Source organism: Klebsiella sp. WP8-S18-ESBL-06 (assembly GCF_014169755.1).
Taxonomy (GTDB): Bacteria; Pseudomonadota; Gammaproteobacteria; order Enterobacterales; family Enterobacteriaceae; genus Kluyvera; species Kluyvera ascorbata_B.
Genome location: NZ_AP022256.1, coordinates 1716612 through 1738784, shown reverse-complemented (window position 1 = coordinate 1738784; position 22173 = coordinate 1716612). Strand labels below are relative to the sequence as shown.

The 22173-nt window shown below is 56.3% G+C and carries 20 protein-coding genes; 14 read left to right on the top strand and 6 right to left on the bottom strand.

All coding sequences use genetic code 11. The features are described from left to right. The first annotated feature begins 93 nt into the window (after window positions 1-93). Window positions 94-654, top strand: coding sequence for a hypothetical protein (locus H7R76_RS08185; RefSeq protein ID WP_182930297.1), 561 nt, complete (start codon window positions 94-96; stop codon window positions 652-654). Further along, entirely contained in the window at window positions 654-1166 is a 513-nt protein-coding gene (locus tag H7R76_RS08180) for a hypothetical protein (protein WP_227673951.1), read from the top strand. Before H7R76_RS08185 ends, H7R76_RS08180 begins: the two co-directional genes overlap by 1 nt. On the opposite strand, the gene yieE is transcribed toward H7R76_RS08180, so the two are convergent. After that, window positions 1126-1992 carry a DNA-binding transcriptional regulator YeiE gene (yieE, locus tag H7R76_RS08175; protein ID WP_182967474.1) on the bottom strand — a complete coding sequence of 289 codons (867 nt, stop codon included), beginning with the start codon at window positions 1990-1992 and terminating at the stop codon, window positions 1126-1128. The two genes, H7R76_RS08180 and yieE, sit on opposite strands and share 41 nt — an antisense overlap. A 118-nt stretch (window positions 1993-2110) precedes the next feature. On the opposite strand from yieE, the gene H7R76_RS08170 reads away from it, so the two are divergent. Both H7R76_RS08170 and nfo read left to right on the top strand, forming a co-directional pair. Then, window positions 2111-3163: a YeiH family protein gene (locus H7R76_RS08170; RefSeq protein ID WP_106924393.1), complete on the top strand. Its 1053-nt coding sequence runs from the start codon at window positions 2111-2113 to the stop codon at window positions 3161-3163. Between the two features lie 140 nt (window positions 3164-3303). Further along, window positions 3304-4161 (top strand): deoxyribonuclease IV, encoded by an 858-nt coding sequence (gene nfo, locus H7R76_RS08165; RefSeq protein WP_182967920.1) that lies wholly within the window; start codon window positions 3304-3306, stop codon window positions 4159-4161. A gap of 104 nt (window positions 4162-4265) precedes the next feature. On the opposite strand, the gene fruA is transcribed toward nfo, so the two are convergent. The 3 genes from fruA to fruB are packed head-to-tail and all read right to left on the bottom strand — an operon-like array spanning window position 4266 to window position 8039. Further along, window positions 4266-5954, bottom strand: a complete 1689-nt coding sequence (gene fruA / locus H7R76_RS08160) for a PTS fructose transporter subunit IIBC (RefSeq protein WP_106924391.1) — start codon at window positions 5952-5954, stop codon at window positions 4266-4268. 15 nt (window positions 5955-5969) lie between these two features. Then, window positions 5970-6908, bottom strand: a complete 939-nt coding sequence (gene fruK / locus H7R76_RS08155; RefSeq protein WP_182967472.1) for a 1-phosphofructokinase — start codon at window positions 6906-6908, stop codon at window positions 5970-5972. Next, window positions 6909-8039, bottom strand: coding sequence for a fused PTS fructose transporter subunit IIA/HPr protein (gene fruB / locus H7R76_RS08150; RefSeq protein ID WP_106924389.1), 1131 nt, complete (start codon window positions 8037-8039; stop codon window positions 6909-6911). A gap of 362 nt (window positions 8040-8401) precedes the next feature. Between fruB and setB the strand changes: the two genes are divergently transcribed. Then, a complete protein-coding gene (setB, locus tag H7R76_RS08145; RefSeq protein ID WP_106924388.1) occupies window positions 8402-9583 on the top strand; it encodes a sugar efflux transporter SetB in 1182 nt (393 codons plus the stop codon). Here the strand turns inward: setB and H7R76_RS08140 are convergent. Further along, the gene (locus H7R76_RS08140) at window positions 9580-9834 is read right to left on the bottom strand and encodes a YkgJ family cysteine cluster protein (protein WP_106924387.1); all 255 of its coding nucleotides are present in this window, start codon (window positions 9832-9834) and stop codon (window positions 9580-9582) included. The genes setB and H7R76_RS08140 overlap by 4 nt on opposite strands. A 153-nt stretch (window positions 9835-9987) precedes the next feature. Between H7R76_RS08140 and yeiP the strand changes: the two genes are divergently transcribed. After that, window positions 9988-10560, top strand: a complete 573-nt coding sequence (gene yeiP, locus H7R76_RS08135; protein ID WP_106924386.1) for an elongation factor P-like protein YeiP — start codon at window positions 9988-9990, stop codon at window positions 10558-10560. Window positions 10561-10755: 195 nt separating this feature from the next. On the opposite strand, the gene uxuA is transcribed toward yeiP, so the two are convergent. Beyond that, complete coding sequence (gene uxuA, locus H7R76_RS08130) at window positions 10756-11946, bottom strand: mannonate dehydratase (RefSeq protein WP_106924385.1); 1191 nt, start codon at window positions 11944-11946, stop codon at window positions 10756-10758. A 205-nt stretch (window positions 11947-12151) separates the two neighbouring features. On the opposite strand from uxuA, the gene H7R76_RS08125 reads away from it, so the two are divergent. The 8 genes from H7R76_RS08125 to H7R76_RS08090 all read left to right on the top strand — a co-directional run bounded on the left by H7R76_RS08125 (window position 12152) and on the right by H7R76_RS08090 (window position 22172). Then, a complete protein-coding gene (locus H7R76_RS08125; protein ID WP_182930292.1) occupies window positions 12152-13618 on the top strand; it encodes a mannitol dehydrogenase family protein in 1467 nt (488 codons plus the stop codon). Window positions 13619-13737: 119 nt separating this feature from the next. Continuing rightward, window positions 13738-14715, top strand: coding sequence for a CobW family GTP-binding protein (locus tag H7R76_RS08120; RefSeq protein ID WP_182967470.1), 978 nt, complete (start codon window positions 13738-13740; stop codon window positions 14713-14715). Window positions 14716-14759: 44 nt separating this feature from the next. Beyond that, on the top strand, window positions 14760-15476 hold the full coding sequence (locus H7R76_RS08115) for a phosphatase PAP2 family protein (protein ID WP_181357951.1): 717 nt from the start codon (window positions 14760-14762) through the stop codon (window positions 15474-15476). Between the two features lie 419 nt (window positions 15477-15895). Then, window positions 15896-16468, top strand: coding sequence for a bifunctional murein DD-endopeptidase/murein LD-carboxypeptidase (gene mepS / locus H7R76_RS08110; protein WP_106924382.1), 573 nt, complete (start codon window positions 15896-15898; stop codon window positions 16466-16468). 123 nt (window positions 16469-16591) lie between these two features. Then, entirely contained in the window at window positions 16592-18157 is a 1566-nt protein-coding gene (gene pdeN, locus H7R76_RS08105; protein ID WP_106924381.1) for a cyclic di-3',5'-guanosine monophosphate phosphodiesterase PdeN, read from the top strand. A 71-nt stretch (window positions 18158-18228) separates the two neighbouring features. Beyond that, window positions 18229-20046: an extracellular solute-binding protein gene (locus H7R76_RS08100; RefSeq protein WP_182967919.1), complete on the top strand. Its 1818-nt coding sequence runs from the start codon at window positions 18229-18231 to the stop codon at window positions 20044-20046. 9 nt (window positions 20047-20055) lie between these two features. Further along, a complete protein-coding gene (locus H7R76_RS08095; RefSeq protein ID WP_106924380.1) occupies window positions 20056-21147 on the top strand; it encodes a microcin C ABC transporter permease YejB in 1092 nt (363 codons plus the stop codon). A 2-nt stretch (window positions 21148-21149) separates the two neighbouring features. Continuing rightward, window positions 21150-22172: a microcin C ABC transporter permease gene (locus H7R76_RS08090; RefSeq protein ID WP_106924379.1), complete on the top strand. Its 1023-nt coding sequence runs from the start codon at window positions 21150-21152 to the stop codon at window positions 22170-22172. Window position 22173 lies beyond the last annotated feature (1 nt).

Here is a 22173-nt window from a genome sequence, read left to right as displayed (position 1 = left end):
GATTGTAGCAGACGAAGCCGGCAGATCACGGTAGAAATGCGCTGTTATAAGAGACCTTCATGATTTCCTCTGGATTATTAGTAAAGGACAAAAATGCGATTCGCACAAATTGGCGTACAAAGAGCGGAGGTATTACGCAAAATCGCGGTGGCGAACAAGAAGGATTGGATAATGAAACGCAAAGGCCTGCGTAAAGATAAGCACGCATCGACGCTCAATGTTCTTTTCACCCTCATGTTAGGCTTGTTTTTCGTCGGCGTCGGGCTTTTCCAGACCCTCTGGGCGATCGATGATTGGTATTTCAGGCCAGACTATATTACCGATGATACGGGATCCGTCTTTGCCGGTTCGTTATTTATTGGATTGATCATTATCATCTTCGTCGCCAGCAGCTACATACCTGACGAGTGCGCCGGTGAACGCTTCGCTAAATGGGCGGTTCTCTTTTGCCTGGGCATGGCGCCGCTGTGGTCAATCGGTGTTTGTGTTCTGCGCTACCAGACAATCGCCCAATATAAAACGCCTCAATTCGGTGTTTGTTACAGCCGTAGCCGCGGCCATCGAACTTACATGTACGTCAAAAACAGTGATTGGTGTCAGCATTTTGGCCGTACCGTTTTGACGCCTTCGCCGACCGTGGTACGGAGTGACTGATGCGCAAACCGACCGCGTCGACGGTGATGGAGGGCACGCCGAACTGGCAAGTCTATCTCGGGGTCGTCGTTTTCTTGCCGATGCTGACGGGTTACTCGCTGTACCTGGCGTACGGCTATATTTCGAAACTTTGGCTCTTTCCTATGCCGGACTTCTGGTCGCAAAGCATGCTCGAAGCTAGCATCGCCTGCTGCGGACCCGCCCTACTCCTGTTCACCATACTGGGTAATCTTAAGCTTTTGTTTTCGATTACCCTGCCCATTCCTCTCGTCCAACGAATCTTGACGCCCATCGCATGGCTTACGCTTACGTTATTGCTGACAGCAAATGCGCTCATCCTGCTCCTTCACATCAGCTATTTCAGCCCGGATCGTTACATTCGCTGCTGGGAGCCGTTTCCTGTCGGGACGTGGTATTACGCCAGAACCGCCGGAATCTGCGAACAGCACGGACTGGCCCCCGTGCAGTTTCTTAACATTCACAGTAGTGCAAAAAACGTTTCAGCGCGTTAGAAAGATGCTTCTGCCGATGATGAATACGCCACAGCGTGCGGCTCAACGTCGGCAGCGGAACAGGCACCTCGACCAGCGTACCTGCCGCCAGCTGCTCGGCAATCACCCGGCGTGAAAGGCAGCTAATGCCCAGGTCGTGACGCACCGCGTGCTTGATAGCTTCGGAATTCCCCAGCTCCATCCCCATCTGGAACTGCGGCAGATGCGAAAGCAGCAGGTAGTCGACAATTTCGCGCGTACCGGAACCCTTCTCACGCAGGATCCACGGCGCCATCGCCAGCTTATCGAGCGTGATTTCGCCCAGCAGCCAGGCGCTGTGCGGCGCTGAAAATACTACCAGTTCATCTTCCAGCCACGGCTCGGCGATGATATCCGCCGAATGGCAAGGCCCTTCAATCAAACCGATATCGACGCGGAAATCGGCCACCGCGTTGATCACGTCCTGACTATTACCGACGCTCAGCTCCAGCGGCAGCGTGGGAAAATCTTTGCGGTAGCGGGCAATCACCCCCGGCAGGATGTAATTGCCGATCGTACTGCTGGCATAGACGCGAATCGCCCCGTTATCTTCGCGAAACAGCTGTTCAATTTCGCCCGCCTGCCCCAGCAGCGCCAGCGCACGCGGATACAGCAGACGCCCGTGCTCATTCACCACCAGTCGTTTACCAACCCGATCGAAAAGCTGAACCCCGAGCTGACCTTCCAGGTCAGTCAAGGCCGCGCTGACTGCCGATTGTGACAGCGCCAGCATCTGCGAAGCCTGGGTGGTGGACCCGCTTTTCAGCACTTCTGCAAAAACTTCGAGCTGTCGTAGCGTGATATGCATAGTTTCCCGGCCCGTCAGAGCCGCCCTTACCAGTTATTACGATTAATTATAAATATATAATCAATTTTATTTTTAAACCACTCGGGCGTAACCTTTTTACCAGACAAAGGAGAGGGTTATGACACAAGTCACCTTACAGACACACCATCATCGTAGTATCACACACTTTATCCCTGGGCTTGCGCTCAGCGCCGTCATCACCGGCGCGGCAATCTGGGCAGGCAGCGTGCCGGCTATCGCCGGTGCGGGGATGAGCGCCCTGACGCTGGCTATTCTGTTTGGGATGGTCATAGGTAACACCGTCTACCCAAAAATCTGGCAGTCCTGCGACGGGGGCGTGCTCTTTGCCAAGCAGCACCTGCTGCGTCTGGGGATTATTTTGTACGGCTTTCGCCTGACGTTCTCGCAGATTGCTGACGTCGGCGTCAGCGGCATCATCATTGACGTACTGACGCTTTCCAGCACTTTCTTTATCGCCTGTTGGTTAGGGCAGAAGGTCTTTGGCCTGGATAAACAGACCAGCTGGCTTATCGGCGCAGGCAGCAGTATCTGTGGTGCCGCCGCGGTGCTGGCGACCGAGCCGGTCGTCAAAGCCGAGGCCAGCAAAGTCACGGTCGCCGTCGCGACGGTAGTCATTTTTGGTACGCTGGCGATTTTCCTCTACCCGGCGATGTATCCGCTGCTGGCGCACTGGTTTAGCCCGGAAACCTACGGCATTTATATTGGCTCCACCATGCACGAAGTTGCTCAGGTGGTCGCGGCCGGTCATGCTATCAACCCGGACGCTGAAAATGCGGCAGTTATCGCCAAAATGCTGCGCGTCATGATGCTGGCTCCGTTCCTGCTGTTTATGGCCGCACGCGTTAAACAGCTGGCCCCGGCGAACGCCGAGCAGAAAAGTAAAATCACCATTCCGTGGTTTGCCATTCTGTTTATCGTGGTGGCGATTTTCAACTCGTTCCACCTGCTGCCGGAAAGCCTGGTGCAAATGCTGATTACGCTCGACACCGTCATGCTGGCGATGGCGATGGCGGCTCTGGGTGTCACCACCCACGTCAGCGCGCTGAAAAAAGCCGGTGCAAAACCGCTGCTGATGGCGCTGGTGCTGTTTATCTGGCTGATTGTTGGCGGCGGCGCGATTAACCTCGCTATCCATAGCGTGATGGCATAATCGAACACGACGCTCCCCGCTTAACCCGCTATACTCATCCCTTTTGAGTATGACGGGTTTTTCTCGTCATATTTCAAGTTGCAGACGCGTCGTTGTCTCTTGCCACCTTCCTGCAACTCGAACTCTTTAGGGAACCCATGATGAAATACATCGGAGCGCACGTCAGCGCCGCTGGCGGCCTGGCAAACGCCGCAATTCGGGCCGCTGAAATCGAAGCCACCGCCTTCGCCCTGTTCACCAAAAATCAGCGCCAGTGGCGCGCCGCGCCGCTGACCCCCGAGGTTATCGACGACTTCAAAGCCGCCTGTGAAAAATACCACTACACCCCGGCGCAAATTTTGCCACACGACAGCTATCTGATTAACCTTGGCCACCCGGTTGAAGAGGCGCTGGAGAAATCACGCGAGGCTTTTATTGATGAGCTGACGCGCTGTCAGCAGCTGGGGCTGACGTTGCTGAACTTCCATCCCGGCAGCCATCTGCTGCAAATTGATGAAGATAAATGTCTGGCGCGCATTGCCGAATCTATCAATATCGCGCTGGCGCAGACCGAAGGCGTGACGGCAGTCATTGAGAACACCGCCGGTCAGGGCAGCAACCTCGGCTTTAAGTTTGAACATCTGGCCGCCATCATCGATGGCGTAGAGGATAAATCCCGCGTTGGCGTCTGCATCGACACCTGCCACGCATTTGCCGCCGGTTACGACCTGCGCACCCCCGAGGCCTGCGCGGAATCATTCGCTGAGTTCGAGCGCACTGTCGGTTTTAACTATCTGCGCGGTATGCACCTGAATGATGCCAAAAGTGAATTTGGTAGCCGCGTTGACCGCCACCATAGCCTGGGTGAAGGTAACATCGGCCACGATGCGTTCCGCTTTATCATGCAGGACAACCGTTTTGACGGTATCCCGCTGATTCTGGAAACCATCAACCCGGATATCTGGGCAGAAGAGATTGCCTGGCTGAAGGCACAGCAGACCGAGTCTGCCGCCGCCTGATTGCCCGGTGGCGTCACATTTACCGGGCCTACGGGTAGTCGCAGCCGCCATCAGGTATAAAAAAAGGGCCGAATCCTCGGCCCTTTTTCACGTTTTTCGAACGCTTACGCTTTCGCCGCGACCTCACCTTCCGGGCGCTTCAGCACCGCGTAAGATAGGCCCGCCACCAGCGTACCGACGACAATCGCCACCAGATAGCCCAGCACCGGCGTGATCGCGCCAGGAATCAGCAGCACAAACAGACCACCGTGCGGTGCCATCAGTTTCGCGCCAACCAGCATCGAGATAGCGCCGGTTACCGCGCCGCCAACGATGCAGCAAGGCAGAACGCGCATCGGGTCACGAGCGGCGAACGGAATCGCCCCTTCAGAGATAAAGCACAGACCCAGAACCAGCGCCGCTTTGCCCCCTTCACGTTGACCTTTATCGAATTTGTTACGCGCAACCAGCGTTGCAATCCCCATTGCCAGCGGCGGAACCATACCGGCCGCCATGATGGCTGCCATCGGCGCATAGGTTTGCGTAGACAGCAGGCCAACGCCGAAAGCGTATGCCGCTTTGTTAACCGGACCACCCATATCGGTACACATCATCGCCCCCAGGATTGCGCCCAGCAGGACCGCGTTCGCGGTGCCCATGGTCTGCAACCAGTGGGTCAGCCAGTTCAGCAGCGCGGCGACCGGTGTGCCGATCAGGTAGATCATCGCCAGACCCACGATCAGGCTGGAAACCAGCGGAATGATCAGGATCGGCTTCAGCGCTTCCATGCTCGGCGGCAGCTTCAGCTTGGTGCTAATCAGCTTCGCCACGTAACCGGCCAGGAAACCGGCAATGATACCGCCGATAAAACCGGAGCCGCCGCTTACCGCCAGCATACCGCCGATGAGACCTGGGGTCAGACCCGGACGGTCAGCAATGGAGAAGGCAATAAAGCCCGCCAGCACCGGCACCATCAGCGCAAAGGCTGAACCGCCGCCAATCTGCATCAGCGCAGCGGCCAGCGTCCCTTTCACTTCAAATGCTTTGATCCCGAATGCGAAGGACAGCGCAATACACAGGCCGCCCGCAACCACCATCGGCAGCATGTAGGATACGCCGGTCAGCAGGTGGCGATAAGCGCCGCCGCCGCTCTCTTTTTTCGCCGAATCGGCCGGCGTTTTGCTCTGGCCTGAAGGCTGGTACGGCTTGGCCTCGACTATCGCTTTATCCAGCTCCTGCGCCGTTTTCTTCAGCGCCAGGCCGGTTGTTGTACGGTACATCGGTTTACCGGCAAACTTCGCCAGATCCACTTCGATATCCGCCGCCACGATAACCAGGTCAGCCTGCTCAACTTCTTCCGGCGTGATAGCATTGCCCGCGCCCACGGAGCCACGGGTTTCTACTTTCACCCACAGACCGCGTTTTTTAGCTTCGGTTTCAATGGCTTCTGCTGCCATAAAGGTGTGCGCAACGCCGGTTGGACATGCCGTTACCGCCACGATGCGTTTGACCGCCCCGGTCGCCGTCGGCTCAGCCTGCGTCGGCGCTTCGTACGGCAGCGCGTGGGCTTTGGCTTCGCTCAGGAACAGCTCCGGATGAGAGACCGCGCGGTTGATGTCGCCAAGATAAACCTGTTTGCCCGCCAGCGCCGTGTCGGCCGGCAGAGCGGAGCCCAGCACGATCGCCAGTTCAGCATCGTTCGGGTTATCAATTAACTCCAGGCGCGCTTTTTGCGCCGCCGCGCCCAGCAGGGTCTTCGCCATATAAGCACGAGCCTGTCCGAGTTTGGCATCGATAATCAGCAGCGTTTTCATACGCCTCTCCTGCTGTTAGTTAAAGGGTTTCAGGTCGACGCGCGCCATCATCGCGGCCAACTGGGTACGATCGGTAATCCCGACGTTGCTCTGGCTTACCGCCAGCGCGGCAACCGCCGTCGCCAGGCGCAGGGTATGCTCGCTGGACTCGCGCATCAGCAGGCCGTAAATCAGACCGCCAACCATCGAATCCCCCGCCCCTACGGTGCTGACCACTTCCATTGAAGGCGGCTTAGCAATCCACTCGCCGGAAGCGTTCACCCACAGCGCACCTTCCGCGCCGAGCGAAATCACCACGTGGGCGATGCCCTGCTCACGCAGCGCGTGGGCAGCTTCAATCACGTCTTTCATTTCAGGCAGCTTGTGGCCAGCCCAGATTTCCAGCTCGCGACGGTTTGGCTTCACCAGCCACGGCGCGGCTTTCAGGCCCGCCACCAGCGCTTCACGGCTGCTGTCGAAAATGATGCACGGGCACTGACTGCGCAGACGCGTCATCCAATCGGTGAACGCTTCCGGGCTAACGCCCGCCGGCAGGCTGCCGCTGACGCAGACCATATCGAACTGACCCAGCCAGCTCAGGGAATCGTTAACGAAACGCTCCCAGTCCGCCGGCGTCACTTCAAAGCCAGAGAAGTTAAAGTCGGTCACCTCACCGTCTTTCTCGGTCAGCTTCACGTTAATACGCGTACGGCCCTGCACCACCTGGAAGCGGTTGGCAATGCCCAGTTCGCTGAACAGCTGCTGAAAACCGTCCTGGTTATCTTTACCCAGGAAGCCGCCAACGGTCACGTCGATGCCCAAATCTTTCAGCACTTTGGCCACGTTGATGCCTTTACCCGCCGCGTGCAGCCCGGTGGTGCGAACCAGGTTCACTTCGCCACGCTCGATTTCTGGCGTGAACCCTACCAAATCATAGGCCGGGTTTAAGGTAATTGTGGCTACTCTTCTGCTCATTTATGCGCCCTCCCCGAGGCCTGAAGCGATGGCTTCGCCGATGGCGTCCAGCGCCTGACGAGCATCATCACCCTGCGCGGTAAACCGCAGGCGATGACCTTTCTTAACACCCAGCGCCACCACTTTCATCAGGCTGCGGCCGTTAGCCGGTTTACCGCTGCCATCCAGGTTGGTGACGGTGATGTCGCTGCTAAATTGTTTAATGGTATTGACCAGCATGGTGCCCGGGCGGGCGTGCAGGCCGTGTTCGTTACGAATAACAAATTCTTCGCTCAGCACGTCGTCAGCCGCCGCATCATCGCTGGTCAGCAACGCTAACAGCGTGGCCGCGTCAGCCTTCAGCAGACGTTCAGCTTTGTTGTCCAGCAGCAGGTTGACCAGACGGTTCAGCACGGCCGTTGGCTGCGCATCGGTCATGGCGACGGTAATCAGCACAGATGCCGCTGCTTCACCAACGGTAAACGGCTCGGCCGCACGGCTGACCGCGATAGCGCTGCGCAGGTTGCCTTCAGCGCTGTCGCTCAGCCAGATGCCCTGACCCAGGTTCAGCGGGCGATCGTTGATCACCTTCGCGACAAAATTCGCATCGACGGCGCCGGCTTCTTTTAAACGTGCTGCGTTCAGCGCCTGCAGCGTGACCAGATCGCTTGCCGCGACGTCCAGCGACAGCATGTCGTTGTCCAGCTTCAGCGCTTCGCTCTGTTTTTCCCCCATCAGCAGGGCACGCAACTCTTCGGCGGTCGTCGCGGTTTTTAGCTGTTCAGCCACCGCGTCATCGCTCAGCACATGCGTCAGCTGACGCAGCAGGCCAAGATGCTCGTCGGAGCTGGCGGCAATACCAATGGCGACATAGGCGGTCTGCCCTTCCCCCCAGGTAACGCCCTGCGGGAACTGATAAACCTGAACGCCGGTTTTCAACACCTGATCGCGAGTATCGGTCGTGCCGTGCGGAATGGCGATGCCGTTACCCAAGAACGTGGAGGTTTGTTGCTCACGCGCCAGCATGCCGGCGACGTAACCGTCAGCGACGTTGCCCGCGCTGACCAGCGCAGCGGCAACCTGCCGAATAGCCTCTTCTTTATTCGCGGCCTGCTGGCCGGGATGAATATCCTGAACAGTTAACTGGAACATGGTTCCCCTCGCTCGCTGAATTGAATCGATTCAGCTTTTGTGAGACAAAATCGCCGTACTCCGCGGGACAGATGCTGAAGACGACGCTGAAACGTTTCAATAATTTTGTGCCTTTCTTAATCAGCCTGCAAGTTCTGCTGACATTTTGATTGCATAAATTAGATCTACAGCACATTTCATTAGCATTCACGCCACATTTGCTGAAGCGAGATGATGCTCCCATCAACCACTTCAGCATGATGTAAGCTGGTTTTTTGAAATGCTTTTTTAATTTTTCGTGCCAAATTTGATTCAGGTGACTGTTCATCTTATGAGCCGCGGCGTAAACTCGCCGCCTCTCCTACAGTGACCGATAAAACAACATGCAAAACAGTACCGCCGCCGCCCCACGGCGATCGTTTGATTTCACGTCCTCATCCTTCCTGATTGTCGCATTTTTGACCGGTATCGCCGGTGCGCTGCAAACGCCCACGCTGAGCCTGTTTCTCAGCAACGAAGTCCACGTTCGTCCGGCGATGGTCGGCTTCTTTTTTACCGGCAGCGCGGTTATTGGTATTTTTGTCAGCCAGTTTCTCGCCTCATGGTCCGACAAGCGCGGCGATCGCAAAAATTTGATTGTGTTCTGCTGCCTGCTTGGGGTGCTGGCCTGCGCGCTGTTCGCCTGGAACCGCAACTACTTTATTCTGCTGTTTGTCGGCGTGTTCCTGAGCAGCTTCGGCTCTACCGCTAACCCACAGATGTTTGCACTGGCGCGTGAGCACGCCGATAAAACCGGTCGCGAAGCGGTCATGTTCAGCTCCATTATGCGTGCGCAGGTGTCGCTGGCGTGGGTGATCGGGCCCCCGCTGGCCTATGCGCTGGCGATGGGGTTCGGCTTCACGGTGATGTATCTGTCGGCGGCGGCAGCGTTTGTGGTTTGCGGCGCCATGGTCTGGCTGTTTCTCCCCACCATGCGCAAAGAAACAACCGCCATCGGCGGCGCTATTCAGGCTCCGCGCACCAATCGTAAAGACGCGCTGCTGCTGTTTGTCATTTGTACCCTGATGTGGGGGACTAACAGCCTCTATATTATTAATATGCCGCTGTACATCATCAACGAGCTGCACCTGCCGGAGAAGTTAGCAGGAATCATGATGGGCACCGCCGCAGGGCTGGAAATTCCGACGATGTTGATTGCTGGCTACTTTGCTAAGCGATTGGGCAAGCGCTTTCTGATGCGCGTTGCCGCCGTGGCGGGCCTCTTCTTCTATGTCGGTATGCTGACCTTCAACAGCCCGACGCTGCTGCTCGCTATGCAGCTATTAAACGCGGTGTATATCGGTATTCTCGGCGGGATTGGTATGCTCTATTTCCAGGATCTGATGCCAGGCCAGGCGGGCTCTGCTACCACGCTGTACGCCAACACCTCACGCGTCGGCTGGATTATTGCCGGTTCACTCGCGGGCATCGTGGCCGAAATCTGGAACTATCACACCGTGTTCTGGATTGCGCTGGTCCTGTGTGCCGCAACAATCGTCTGTCTGATGCGGATTAAAGACGTCTAAGGCGCGGTCAGCGCCTCAAGATGCAGTAACCAGGTCATCGCCTCTTCACGGTTTGCGCCGCACATATCGCGCGCGGGCTGCAGCCCGGCACAGACCTTCGGGCGCAGAGGCGAGCCAAAGATTTTGCAGCGCTGGCGTTCGTCCAACTGCACGCAGGGCGTATTGGCCGGTTTGCCGTTGGGCATGCCGGGAATAGGGCTGGTAATAGAAGGAGCAGTGCAGCAAGCCCCGCAGTCCGGACGACACTCCATCAAGGCTCTCTGTTCTGGTGTAGAGGTGGATGCGGCGCACAGTACCACCTTTTAGTCAGAGATAGCAAAAGCCTTTAATTCCGCTTGCCTGAAACGCCCGGCACGAGTACTTTTACGCGATATTTTAGACCCCTTATTCACAGGATAATTGCAATGCCAAGAGCGAACGAAATTAAGAAAGGAATGGTGCTGAATTACAACGGCAAGCTGCTGATTGTAAAAAATATTGATATTCAGTCACCGAGCGCCCGCGGCGCCGCAACGCTGTACAAAATGCGTTTTTCCGATGTCAGCACCGGCCTGAAAGTAGAAGAGCGCTTTAAAGGCGATGATATGGTCGATACCGTCACCCTGAACCGTCGCTTCGTCGATTTCTCTTATATCGACGGTAACGAATACGTGTTCATGGATAAAGAAGACTATACCCCGTACATCTTCTCCCACGACCAGATTGCGGAAGAACTGCAGTTTATCCCGGAAGGCGGAATGCCGGACATGCAGGTGCTGCTGTGGGATGGCCAGGTGCTGGCGCTTGAGCTGCCGCAGACCGTAGACCTGGAAATTGTCGAGACCGCACCGGGCATTAAAGGCGCTTCCGCCAGTTCCCGTACAAAACCGGCTACCCTGACCACCGGTCTGGTTGTCCAGGTACCTGAATACCTGACTTCCGGTGAGAAAATCCGCATCCATATCGAAGAAAAACGCTATATGGGCCGCGCGGACTAACCGCTGATTCTTGCACAATAAAGAAAAAGGACAGCCTGGCAGGCTGTCCTTTTTTATGTGTGTCGTATTTCCCCTCACCCCGATCCTCCCCCGATGGGCGAGGAAGAAAATCGCACGCTGCGCGCCTCGAGGCCCAAGGACACAGCGGCGATTCACTCCCCTCAGAGGGAGAGAATCAGGACAGGGAAATCGCGTTTACAGCAGGTCACGGAACTTGGTCATTTTCAGCGCCAGCTCAACGCCGCGCACTTCCGCCAGACCTTTCAGGCGACCAATCGCCGAGTAGCCCGGGTTGGTTTTCTTCTTCAGATCGTCCAGCATCTGGTGACCGTGGTCAGGACGCATCGGAATCGGACGCAGATCGCCGGCTTTCTTACGACGCTGCTCTTCGGTGAGGATCGCGTCAACCACCGCCACCATGTTCACGTCGCCCTGCAGGTGGGCCGCTTCGTGGAAGGTTTTCGGGTTATCTTCACGGCAGGTGGAGCGCAGGTGCGTGAAGTGAATACGGTCGCCGAAGGTTTCGATCATTTTCACCAGGTCGTTATCCGCGCGCACGCCGTAAGAACCGGTGCACATGGTGAAACCGTTGTTGATGCTGTTAACGGTTTCTTTCAGCCACTGCATATCTTCAATGGTAGACACAATGCGCGGCAGGCCGAGGATCGGACGCGGCGGATCGTCAGGGTGAACAGCCAGGCGCACGCCCACTTCTTCCGCAACCGGCACGATCGCCCGCAGGAAGACAGCCATATTTTCACGCAGCTGATCTTTGCTGATGTGGTCATACTCCGCCAGACGCGCGCGGAACTGGTCAAGGGTATAGCCCTCTTCCGCTCCCGGCAGACCGGCGATGATGTTGCGGGTCAGCTTGGTGACGTCCGCTTCGCTCATGGCGTTGAAGTATTCCAGCGCCTGACGCTGCTCTTCCGCAGAGTAGTCCGCTTCAGCGCCTTCGCGCTTGAGGATGTGCAGTTCAAAGGCCGCGAAGGCAATCTGGTCGAAACGCAGCGCTTTCGAACCGTCTTCCAGCGTGTACTCAAGGTCGGTACGCGTCCAGTCGAGAATGGGCATAAAGTTGTAGCACACGGTATCAATACCGCATTCCGCCAGGTTACGGATGCTCTGCTGATAGTTAGCAATCCAGGTCTGGTACTGACCAGAACCGGTTTTGATGTCTTCGTGAACCGGGATACTTTCAACAACGGACCAGGTCAGCCCTTTTTCAGCCAGCATCGCCTGACGCTGTTTAATTTCTTCAACCGGCCATACCTGACCGTTCGGAATGTGGTGCAATGCGGTCACTACACCGGTTGCGCCAGCCTGACGCACATCATCAAGAGATACCGGATCGTTCGGGCCGTACCAACGCCAGGTTTGTTCCATTGCCTCTACCTCTAAAGTTGTTATACCAATAAAATCACCGTTAATGACGACTACCATACATGTTTATTCTAAACCGTCAAATAATCCGCCTGGATTGATTGATCCAGCTCACAGTAACGGGATAAATACGGCACACCAATTCAATTTGTTGTCATATAACTTTACACTGCGCAGGTTAATTAATCGTTAATTGGATGTGTAAACAATGAAGACTATCGCCTCGTGCCCCCTCCCTGACAGCGTGCAGCGCCCACAATATGATAGACAAAGGCTGCGTTCGCGGATTGTGCACTTTGGTTTTGGCGCCTTTCACCGCGCGCACCAGGCGCTGTTAACCGACCGGGTGCTCAACCAGCACGGCGGCGATTGGGGCATCTGCGAAATCAGCCTGTTTAGCGGCGATGTCCTGATGAGTCAGCTGCGTCAGCAGGATCATTTGTTTACCGTGATGGAAAAAAGCGCGGCGGGTAACCAGCCGATTATTATCGGCGCGGTCCATGAGTGCCTGAACGCAAAGCTGGATTCACTCGCCGCCATTATCGAAAAATTCTGCGAACCCCAGGTGGCCATCGTCTCGCTGACCATTACCGAAAAAGGGTATTGCCTCGATCCGGCCACCGGCCATCTCGATTTCACCCAGCCGCGCATCGTGCACGATCTGCAATCGCCGGACGAACCGCATTCCGCGCCGGGGATCCTCGTTGAAGCGCTGCACCGTCGCCGCGCGCGCGGCCTGCCGGCGTTTACCGTGCTTTCCTGCGACAACATTCCGGATAACGGCCACGTCGTCAAAAACGCCGTGCTGGATATGGCGACCCGCCGCGATCCGCAGCTGGCGAGCTGGATTGCTGAACACGTCAGCTTCCCCGGCACCATGGTCGATCGTATCGTCCCGGCGGCCACCGACGCCTCACTGGCTGAAATCACCCGCGAACTTGGCGTTGAAGATCCCTGCGCTATCAGCTGCGAACCGTTTATTCAGTGGGTAATTGAAGACAACTTCGTCGCCGGTCGCCCCGACTGGGGTAGCGTCGGCGCGCAAATGGTCGACAACGTGCTGCCGTGGGAAGAGATGAAGCTGCGTATGCTCAACGGCAGCCACTCCTTCCTTGCCTATCTGGGCTATCTGGCGGGTTACGCGCACATCAGCGACTGTATGCAGGACGCGTCCTATCGCCGCGCCGCACGCCACCTGATGATGGCCGAACAGGCCCCCACGCTGAGCATTTCCGGCGTCGATCTCGGCGCCTACGCCGATAGCCTGATCGACCGCTTCAGCAACCCGGCGTTGCAGCATCGCACCTGGCAGATAGCCATGGACGGTAGCCAAAAACTGCCGCAGCGTCTGCTTGACGGTATTCGTATTCACCTGAAAAACGGCAGCCGTTGGCCGCTGCTGGCGCTGGGCGTTGCTGGCTGGATGCGCTACGTCAGCGGTATTGACGATGCGGGCGAGCCAATAGATGTGCGCGATCCGCTGGCGGAAAAAATTCGCGGCATCGTTGCCAACAGCGATGACGAAAGCCGGGTTGCCGCACTGCTGACGCTCCAGGAAGTTTTCGGCAGCGACCTGCCGGCCAATCCAGTGTTTGTGCAAGCCGTTGAACAAGCATGGCAAAGCCTGGTCCACGAAGGCGCACGCCAGGCAGTGCTGACGGCGCTGAACCGTTAACATTTCCTGCCATAACGCGGGCCGATTTTCACGTGGCCCGCTTCTCCCCTTCTCTTTTCATCCCGTTTTCGTCAGGATAGAGTGATCTCGCTAACACTTTTTCTTATCCCGGAGCTCTCGTGACGAAAACCAATCTGATCACCGGCTTTCTCGGCAGCGGTAAAACCACCTCGATTCTGCATCTGCTGGCACATAAACCCGCCGATGAAAAATGGGCCGTGCTGGTCAATGAATTTGGCGAAGTCGGTATCGACGGCGCACTGCTGGCCGACAGCGGCGCATTGCTGAAAGAGATCCCCGGCGGCTGCATGTGCTGCGTCAACGGCCTGCCGATGCAGGTAGGATTAAACACGCTGCTGCGCCAGGGCAAACCGGATCGTCTGCTGATTGAGCCCACGGGTCTGGGTCACCCGAAGCAGATCCTCGATCTGCTGACCGCCCCGGTGTACGAGCCATGGATCGACCTGCGCGCCACGCTGTGTGTGGTAGACCCGCGCCAGCTTCTGGATGAAAAGATCCTGCATAACGAAAACTTCCGCGATCAGCTGGCGGCGGCTGACATCATCGTCAGCAACAAAGCCGACCGCGCAACGGCAGAAAGCCAGCGGGCAATGGCCGACTGGTGGCAGCATAACGGCAGCACGCGCCTGCACGTGGAAGCGACGCAGGGCAATATTGATGTTGCTCTGCTTGATACCCCGCGCCACAACCTGACCGAGCTGCGCGCCAGCGCCGCCCATGCGCATTCACATCCCTCGAACAAAGGTCTGGCCGCCTTAAGCCTGCCGGCGCATCAGCGCTGGCGTCGCAGCGTCAATGAGGGCCAGGGCTACTATGCCTGCGGCTGGATTTTTGATGCCGACACCACTTTTGATACCATCGGCCTGCTCGAATGGGCGCGGCTGGCTCCGGTCGCCAGGCTGAAAGCGGTGATGCGTATTCCTGAGGGCCTGGTGCGTATTAACCGCCAGGGGGCCGATCTGCATATTGAAACGCAGAATGTCGCCCCGCCCGACAGCCGAATCGAGCTCATTAACGACGCGCAGTGCGACTGGAATGTACTACAATCCGCGCTGTTGAAACTTCGTTTAGGGTAATGCCGCTAAGGTTTCCTGCGAGATTAACTGCGGTGAATTTGATAATGCGAACACGTTTTCCCTTGATTTTGTTACTGAACGCCGCCGGCGTGGCGTTATTTATGTCCTGGTATCTGCCTGCCAATCACGGGTTGTGGTCGACCGCGGACCTGGCTATTTTTCAATTATTTAATCAAGGGTTAACGCCGGATAACCTCGGCTATGCGTGGTTTTTAGCCATTATTAACAACCGCGCGTTCGACGGCTGTTCGCTGCTGGCAATGGGCTGCCTGATGCTGAGCTTCTGGGTTAAAGAAAATGGCGAAGGCCGTCGACGTATCGTCATTATTGGCCTGGTCATGCTGCTGGCGGCGGTCATCATTAATCAGCTGGCCCAGCATCTGATGCCGGTCACCCGTAGCAGCCCATCGGTTTCCGTCCCCGGCGTACACCGCGTCAGCGATTTTATTGCCTTCTCCACCAAAGACGGTTCACGCGACAGTTTCCCCGGCGACCACGGAATGATGCTGCTGATATTTGCCACCTTCATGTGGCGCTATTTTGGTCGTAAAGCGTTCGCTATTTCACTGGTTATTTTTGTGGTTTTCGCTTTCCCGCGCGTAATGATCGGCGCCCACTGGTTTACCGATATCGCCGTCGGCTCGCTCACCGCCGTACTGATTGGCGTACCGTGGGTGTTAATGACGCCATTAAGCGATACCCTCATTTCGCTATTTGAGCGAAATTTACCCAATTTCGCCAAACTGAAATTAGGTCACTAAATAACCATTGTGTCTGACACAGCAAAGAGAGGGCCACGGCCCTCTTTTTCATTTCTTATATATTTTTTATCAATGTAATCTTCCGGTCACAATATTCACCAGAATAATGAATGAGTTGCCCATTTTCTGTCCACTGCAGGCGTTTTTTTACCCATTCACAAATTTTAACTTTGTGTATCACTATTTCTTATAAAAAATAGGGCAAAAGCGCTCGCAATGCCGCTTTCGTTAAGGTAATCTCATTCGCGTTTGTCGCTTCGAAGGGCAATTATTGCGTTCTTAAATTAAAGTTTGTGCGCTGCGCCACAAAACTGAATTCAAAGAATTGTCTCATTGATTGCGTGTATTTAGTCTCAGACGCGTTTGGCATTTTTTATAACGGCTACGGTCGTTAAGGACTTCAAGGGAAAACAACGAAAATGGTCAAATCTCAGCCGATTTTGAGATATATCTTGCGAGCGATTCCAGCAGTAGCAGTTGCGGTTCTGCTTTCTGCCTGTAGTTCAACCGGTAATACCGCAAAGAATATGCATTCTGAGACGCTTGGTGTGGGTAGCGGTGATACCTCTTCACTGCAAGCCTCTCAGGATGAATTTGAAAGTATGGTGCGTAACCTCGACGTGAAATCACGTCTGATGGAGCAATACGCAGGCTGGAAAGGCGTCCGTTACCGTCTGGGTGGCGACACCAAACGCGGCATCGACTGCTCCAGCTTCGTCCAGCGCACCTTCCGCGAACAGTTTGGTTTAGAGCTGCCGCGCTCCACCTGGGAGCAGCAGGAAACGGGCAAATCCGTTTCGCGCAGTCAGCTTCGTACCGGTGACTTAGTGCTGTTCCGCGCAGGCTCGACCGGCCGTCATGTTGGCATTTATATTGGTAACAACCAGTTCGTTCATGCATCCACCAGCAGCGGTGTGACCATTTCCAGCATGAATGAGCCATACTGGAACAAGCGTTACAACGAAGCTCGCCGCGTGTTGAGCCGTTCGTAATGGCCCTTACCGCCGGTTTCCCTTGGCTGGCGGTAAGCATAAAAAAAGCACTGCTCTGGCAGTGCTTTTTTTATGCTTCATCAGTATTCTTTTCTTTAGAGTTCCGTAGCATAGAGAAGTTGCATGTTTACCCGTTACTCATCAATTAACCGCCGAATTGTATTCACCAGCATTATTGCTGGGCTACTGATTGCCCTGGTTGCCGGGGTGGCGCAGTTTTCTATTTTTCATCATCGCCGTTCCGAGCAGTTTGATACTACCATCTCAAGCCTGCAAAACTACCTGAACAGCTATTTCAGCCAAATCCTCGTCACCATCGATTCACTCCAGCCGCTCACGGTGAACGCCTGTGAAGAGGTCTCTTCAGAACTGACCGCCCGGGCCGCCTTTAGTATGAACGTGCGCGCCTTTCTGCTGGTAAAAAACCATGTCGCCTACTGTTCCTCTGCGACCGGGCCGATGTCGATGCCGCTTAAGGATCTGGTTCCGGATCTCGACCTGAGCAAAAACCACGTGATGGGGATCCTCTCCGGCACGCCGATGATGCCGACCACTCCGGCCTTTGTGCTGTGGGTCAAAAGCCCGCTGCTGGAAAATCGCGGCGTCTTCGCCTCGATTAACGCCAACTTAATGCCGTGGGTGCTCTACTCATCGAAACAAACGCCCTACAACGGCGTGGCGCTGGTGGTGAACGGTAAGACGGCCATTTCCACGTTTAGCAGCAAACCTATCGCGTTGAGCGAAATTACCGATACCCCGGTTCGGCACGTGAAAATCAAGGGCGTCCCGCTGGAAGTGTATCTGTACAGCAACGCCTCCAGCACCGATAACTCGCTGTATGCCCTGCTATTAGGTCTGGCCTGTGGGCTGATTGGCGGCATGCTGTGCTTCTATATCCTGACCATCCGCTCGCGGCCGGGAAAAGAGATTCTTTCCGCCATTAAGCATCGCCAGTTTTACGTGGTTTATCAGCCGGTCGTGAATGCTAAAAATCAGCAGATTGGCGGCGTCGAGGCGCTGATGCGCTGGTCACACCCAACGGCGGGCAATATTCCGCCGGATGCTTTTATCAGCTTTGCCGAAGCGCAGAACCTGATTGTGCCCCTGACACAGCATCTGTTCGAGCTGATTGCCGCCGATGCGCAGACGCTAAAAGACATTCTGCCGCCGGGAGCCAAACTTGGTATCAACATCGCGCCGGGGCATCTGCACGCCGAGAGCTTCCAGCAGGATATACGCAAGCTGTCGGCCAGCCTGCCGGATAACTACTTCCAGCTGGTACTGGAGATTACCGAACGCGACATGCTGCACCAGGAAAAGGCGATGAGCCTGTTTTCCTGGCTGCGCAGTGAAGGCATTGAAGTGGCAATTGATGATTTCGGCACCGGCCACAGCGCCCTCATCTACCTTGAGCGCTTTACCCTCGATTACCTGAAAATCGACCGCGGTTTTGTGAGCGCAATTGGTCGCGAGACCATTACGTCCCCGGTACTCGATGCCGTGCTGACGCTAACCCGGAGGCTGAATATTGTCACCGTGGCCGAAGGGGTTGAAACCGAAGAACAGGCCGCGTGGCTGCGGGACCACGGCGTCGATTACCTCCAGGGCTACCTGATAAGCCGCCCGCTGGCGCTCAACGACCTGATGGCGGAATACCGTAAGCCCGCAAAGTATTTCACACAAGATTGACTGTCTATTAAGATTTCGTGATAAAAGGTGTGTTCAATCAAGCTGTTTCATCGCGGGGTGCCCCTATTGTGATCGTAGCGCGTATCTGTTTTGCCCTGCTGCTGTGCGCTTTCTCGACGCAGGCGCAGGCGATAAAAGAAAGCTTCGCGTTTGCGGTGATCGGCGAGCCGAAATACCCTATCGACTTCCATCATTTCGATTACGTCAATCCCGCGGCACCGAAGGGGGGAAACGTCACGCTGGCGGCCATCGGCACCTTCGATAACTTTAACCGTTACGCTCTGCGCGGCAATGCCGCCGTCCGTACCGAATCGCTGTACGATGCGCTATACACCACCTCTGACGACGAGCCGGGTAGCTACTACCCGCTGGTTGCCGAGCATGCACGCTATGCCGATGATTTTTCGTGGGTGGAGCTGACGCTTAACCCGCGCGCACGTTTTCATGACGGCAGCCCGATAACCGCCCGCGATGTCGCGTTCACCTTCCAGAAATTCATGACGGAAGGCGTACCGCAGTTTCGGCTGATCTATAAAGGCACCACCGTTAAAGCGATTGCCCCGCTCACCGTACGCATTGTGCTGGCCAAACCCGGCAAAGAGGACATGCTGGGGCTGTTTACCCTGCCCATCCTACCGGAAGCGTTCTGGAAAGATCATAAACTGAGCGATCCCTTAAGCACACCGCCGCTGGCCAGCGGTCCCTACCGCATCAGCGGTTGGAAAATGGGGCAGTATATTATTTACTCCCGCGTGAAAGACTATTGGGGTGCCGATTTAGCGGTAAACCGCGGGCGCTGGAATTTTGACTCGCTGCGCTACGATTATTATCTCGACGATAACGTCGCGTTCGAAGCCTTTAAGGCAGGTGCCTACGATGTACGCACCGAAAGCAGCGCCAAAAACTGGGCAACCCGCTATATCGGCAAAAACTTCGCCAGCGGCTATATCGTCAAGAATGAACAGAAAAACGATGCTGCACAGGATACCCGCTGGCTGGCGTTTAATATCCAGCGTCCCGTATTCGCCGACCGGCGAGTGCGTCAGGCGGTAAGCATGGCGTTTGATTTTGAGTGGATGAACAAAGCGTTGTTCTACAACGCCTACAGCCGCCCCAATAGCTATTTTCAGAACACCGAATACGCCGCCCGCGGCTACCCGACCGCCGACGAGTTAATCCTGCTGGGGCCGCTTAAAGACGCGCTGCCGCCGGAGGTATTCAGCGCTATTTATCAGCCACCCACCTCACGCGGCGACGGTTTCGATCGCCAAAACCTGCTGCAAGCAGGACAGTTGTTGAACGAGGCGGGCTGGGTGCTGAAAGGCCAGCAGCGGGTCAACGAAAAAACCGGCCAGCCCCTGCGTTTTGAGCTGCTGCTGCCGTCCGGCGGTAACGACCAGTGGGTGATGCCATTCCAGCATAATTTACAGCGCCTGGGCATTACGATGGATGTCCGCCAGACCGATATCTCGCAGGTCACTAACCGCATGCGTAGCCGCGACTACGACATGATGCCACGGCTATGGCGAGCGATGCCGTGGCCCAGTGGGGATTTACAGATTTCGTGGTCATCAGCCTATATCAACTCGTCCTACAACGCCCCCGGCGTCGCCAGCCCGGCGATCGACAGCCTGATTGACCAGATCATCCGCTGGCAGGGTAACAAGCAAAAGCTGGTGCCGCTTGGCCGCGCGCTTGACCGAGTGTTAACCTGGAACTATTACATGCTGCCGATGTGGTATATGTCGGGCAGCCGCACCGCCTACTGGGATAAGTTCGCCTACCCGGCCGTACATCCGCTGTATAACGCCGGCATCGATGCCCCCGGCTTCGACACCTGGTGGTATGACGTCAATAAAGCGGCGCGTCTGCCCGCCTCCCGACGCTAAGGAGAGAACATGGCCGCCTATTTGGTACGTCGACTGCTGCTGATTATCCCAACCCTGTGGGCCATCATCACGCTGAACTTCTTTATTGTGCAAATCGCCCCCGGCGGCCCGGTCGATCAGGCCATTGCCGCAGTAGAGTTTGGTCAGCAGGGCAGCCTGCCCGGCGGCGGAGGCGGTATGGGCGGCGGCCAGTCGCGCGCGGGGGTCAGCAATATTGCCGAAAGCCAGTATCGTGGCGGCCGCGGCCTCGACCCTGAAGTGATTGCTGAAATCACCCAGCGCTACGGCTTTGATAAACCACTGCACGAGCGTTACTTCAAGATGCTCGGTGACTATCTGCGCTTCGATTTTGGCAACAGCCTGTTCCGCAATGCCTCAGTGATGCAACTGATGAAAGAGAGCCTGCCGGTATCGGTGACGCTGGGGCTCTGGAGCACCTTGATCATCTACCTGGTCTCGATACCGCTCGGCATCCGCAAAGCGGTGTATAACGGTAGCCGCTTCGATATCTGGAGCAGTACCGGGATTATTATCGGCTACGCCATTCCGGCGTTTCTGTTCGCCATCGTCCTGATCGTGCTGTTCGCTGGCGGCAGCTACTACGATATTTTCCCGCTGCGTGGGCTGGTGTCGGCGAATTTCGCTACTCTGCCGTGGTATCAGAAAATCACCGACTATCTTTGGCACATTACGCTACCGGTGCTGGCAACGGTCATCGGCGGCTTTGCCGCGCTGACCATGCTGACCAAGAACGCTTTTCTTGATGAAATCCGCAAGCAGTACGTGGTCACGGCACGGGCGAAAGGCGTCAGCGAGCGGCAAATTCTGTGGAAGCACATCTTTCGCAACGCCATGCTGCTGGTGATCGCTGGCTTCCCCGCGACCTTTATCAGCATGTTCTTCACCGGTTCGTTGCTGATTGAGGTGATGTTCTCGCTGAACGGCCTGGGTCTGCTGGGCTATGAGGCGACCGTCTCACGCGATTATCCGGTCATGTTCGGCACGCTGTATATCTTTACTCTGATAGGCCTGCTGCTGAATATCGTCAGTGACATCAGCTATACGCTGGTCGATCCCCGTATTGATTTTGAGGGCCGCTAGTCATGACCCTAAGCTCCGTTAATCAGGCACGCTGGGCGCGCTTTTGCCACAACCGCCGTGGCTACTGGTCGCTGTGGATTTTTCTGGCACTCTTTATCTGCAGCCTGTGTGCAGAGCTGATCGCCAACGATCGGCCGCTGCTGGTGAGCTATCAGGGCAGCCTGTATACACCGGTATTGAAAACCTACAGTGAAAAAACCTTCGGCGGCGCGTTTGCCACTGCCGCCGACTACCAGGATCCGTGGCTCCAGCAGCGACTGGCGCAAAACGGCTGGGTGCTGTGGGCCCCGGTGCGTTTTGGCGCCAGCAGCATTAACTACGCCACCACGACCCCCTTCCCGTCGCCGCCGTCGCGGCAGAACTGGCTGGGCACCGACGCCAATGGTCGCGACGTGCTGGCGCGCATTCTTTACGGAACCCGTATCTCGCTGCTGTTTGGTCTGATTCTGACCGTCTGCTCCAGCGTCATGGGCGTGCTCGTCGGCGCGATTCAGGGCTACTATGGCGGGCGCGTCGACCTCTGGGGCCAGCGTTTTATTGAGGTATGGTCGGGAATGCCGACGCTGTTTCTGATAATCCTGCTATCAAGCGTCGTACAGCCCAACTTCTGGTGGCTGTTGGCCATCACCGTGCTGTTCGGCTGGATGTCGCTGGTTGGGGTAGTGCGGGCGGAGTTTTTGCGTACCCGTAACTTCGACTATATCCGCGCGGCCCAGGCGCTGGGCGTGGGCGACCGCAGTATTATCCTGCGCCATATGCTGCCCAATGCGATGGTCGCCACCCTGACCTTTATTCCGTTTATTCTCTGTAGCTCCATTACCACCCTCACCTCGCTGGATTTTCTCGGCTTTGGGCTGCCGCTCGGCTCGCCTTCATTGGGTGAACTGCTGTTACAGGGCAAAAATAATCTACAGGCCCCCTGGCTTGGGATCGCCGGTTTTCTTTGCGTCGCCGTCCTGCTGTCGCTGCTGATTTTTATCGGTGAAGCGGTGCGCGATGCCTTCGATCCTTCTAAGGCGGTATAAG

Coding starts and splice junctions, on each gene's coding strand:
- H7R76_RS08185 (WP_182930297.1), top strand. CDS start 94: ATGCGATTCGCACAAATTGGCGTACAAAGAGCGGAGGTATTACGCAAA.
- uxuA (WP_106924385.1), bottom strand. CDS start 11,946: ATGGAACAAACCTGGCGTTGGTACGGCCCGAACGATCCGGTATCTCTT.
- nfo (WP_182967920.1), top strand. CDS start 3,304: ATGAAATACATCGGAGCGCACGTCAGCGCCGCTGGCGGCCTGGCAAAC.
- H7R76_RS08180 (WP_227673951.1), top strand. CDS start 654: ATGCGCAAACCGACCGCGTCGACGGTGATGGAGGGCACGCCGAACTGG.
- H7R76_RS08170 (WP_106924393.1), top strand. CDS start 2,111: ATGACACAAGTCACCTTACAGACACACCATCATCGTAGTATCACACAC.
- H7R76_RS08140 (WP_106924387.1), bottom strand. CDS start 9,834: ATGGAGTGTCGTCCGGACTGCGGGGCTTGCTGCACTGCTCCTTCTATT.
- pdeN (WP_106924381.1), top strand. CDS start 16,592: ATGTTTACCCGTTACTCATCAATTAACCGCCGAATTGTATTCACCAGC.
- fruB (WP_106924389.1), bottom strand. CDS start 8,039: ATGTTCCAGTTAACTGTTCAGGATATTCATCCCGGCCAGCAGGCCGCG.
- fruK (WP_182967472.1), bottom strand. CDS start 6,908: ATGAGCAGAAGAGTAGCCACAATTACCTTAAACCCGGCCTATGATTTG.
- yeiP (WP_106924386.1), top strand. CDS start 9,988: ATGCCAAGAGCGAACGAAATTAAGAAAGGAATGGTGCTGAATTACAAC.
- H7R76_RS08115 (WP_181357951.1), top strand. CDS start 14,760: ATGCGAACACGTTTTCCCTTGATTTTGTTACTGAACGCCGCCGGCGTG.
- mepS (WP_106924382.1), top strand. CDS start 15,896: ATGGTCAAATCTCAGCCGATTTTGAGATATATCTTGCGAGCGATTCCA.
- H7R76_RS08125 (WP_182930292.1), top strand. CDS start 12,152: ATGAAGACTATCGCCTCGTGCCCCCTCCCTGACAGCGTGCAGCGCCCA.
- fruA (WP_106924391.1), bottom strand. CDS start 5,954: ATGAAAACGCTGCTGATTATCGATGCCAAACTCGGACAGGCTCGTGCT.
- H7R76_RS08095 (WP_106924380.1), top strand. CDS start 20,056: ATGGCCGCCTATTTGGTACGTCGACTGCTGCTGATTATCCCAACCCTG.
- H7R76_RS08090 (WP_106924379.1), top strand. CDS start 21,150: ATGACCCTAAGCTCCGTTAATCAGGCACGCTGGGCGCGCTTTTGCCAC.
- setB (WP_106924388.1), top strand. CDS start 8,402: ATGCAAAACAGTACCGCCGCCGCCCCACGGCGATCGTTTGATTTCACG.
- yieE (WP_182967474.1), bottom strand. CDS start 1,992: ATGCATATCACGCTACGACAGCTCGAAGTTTTTGCAGAAGTGCTGAAA.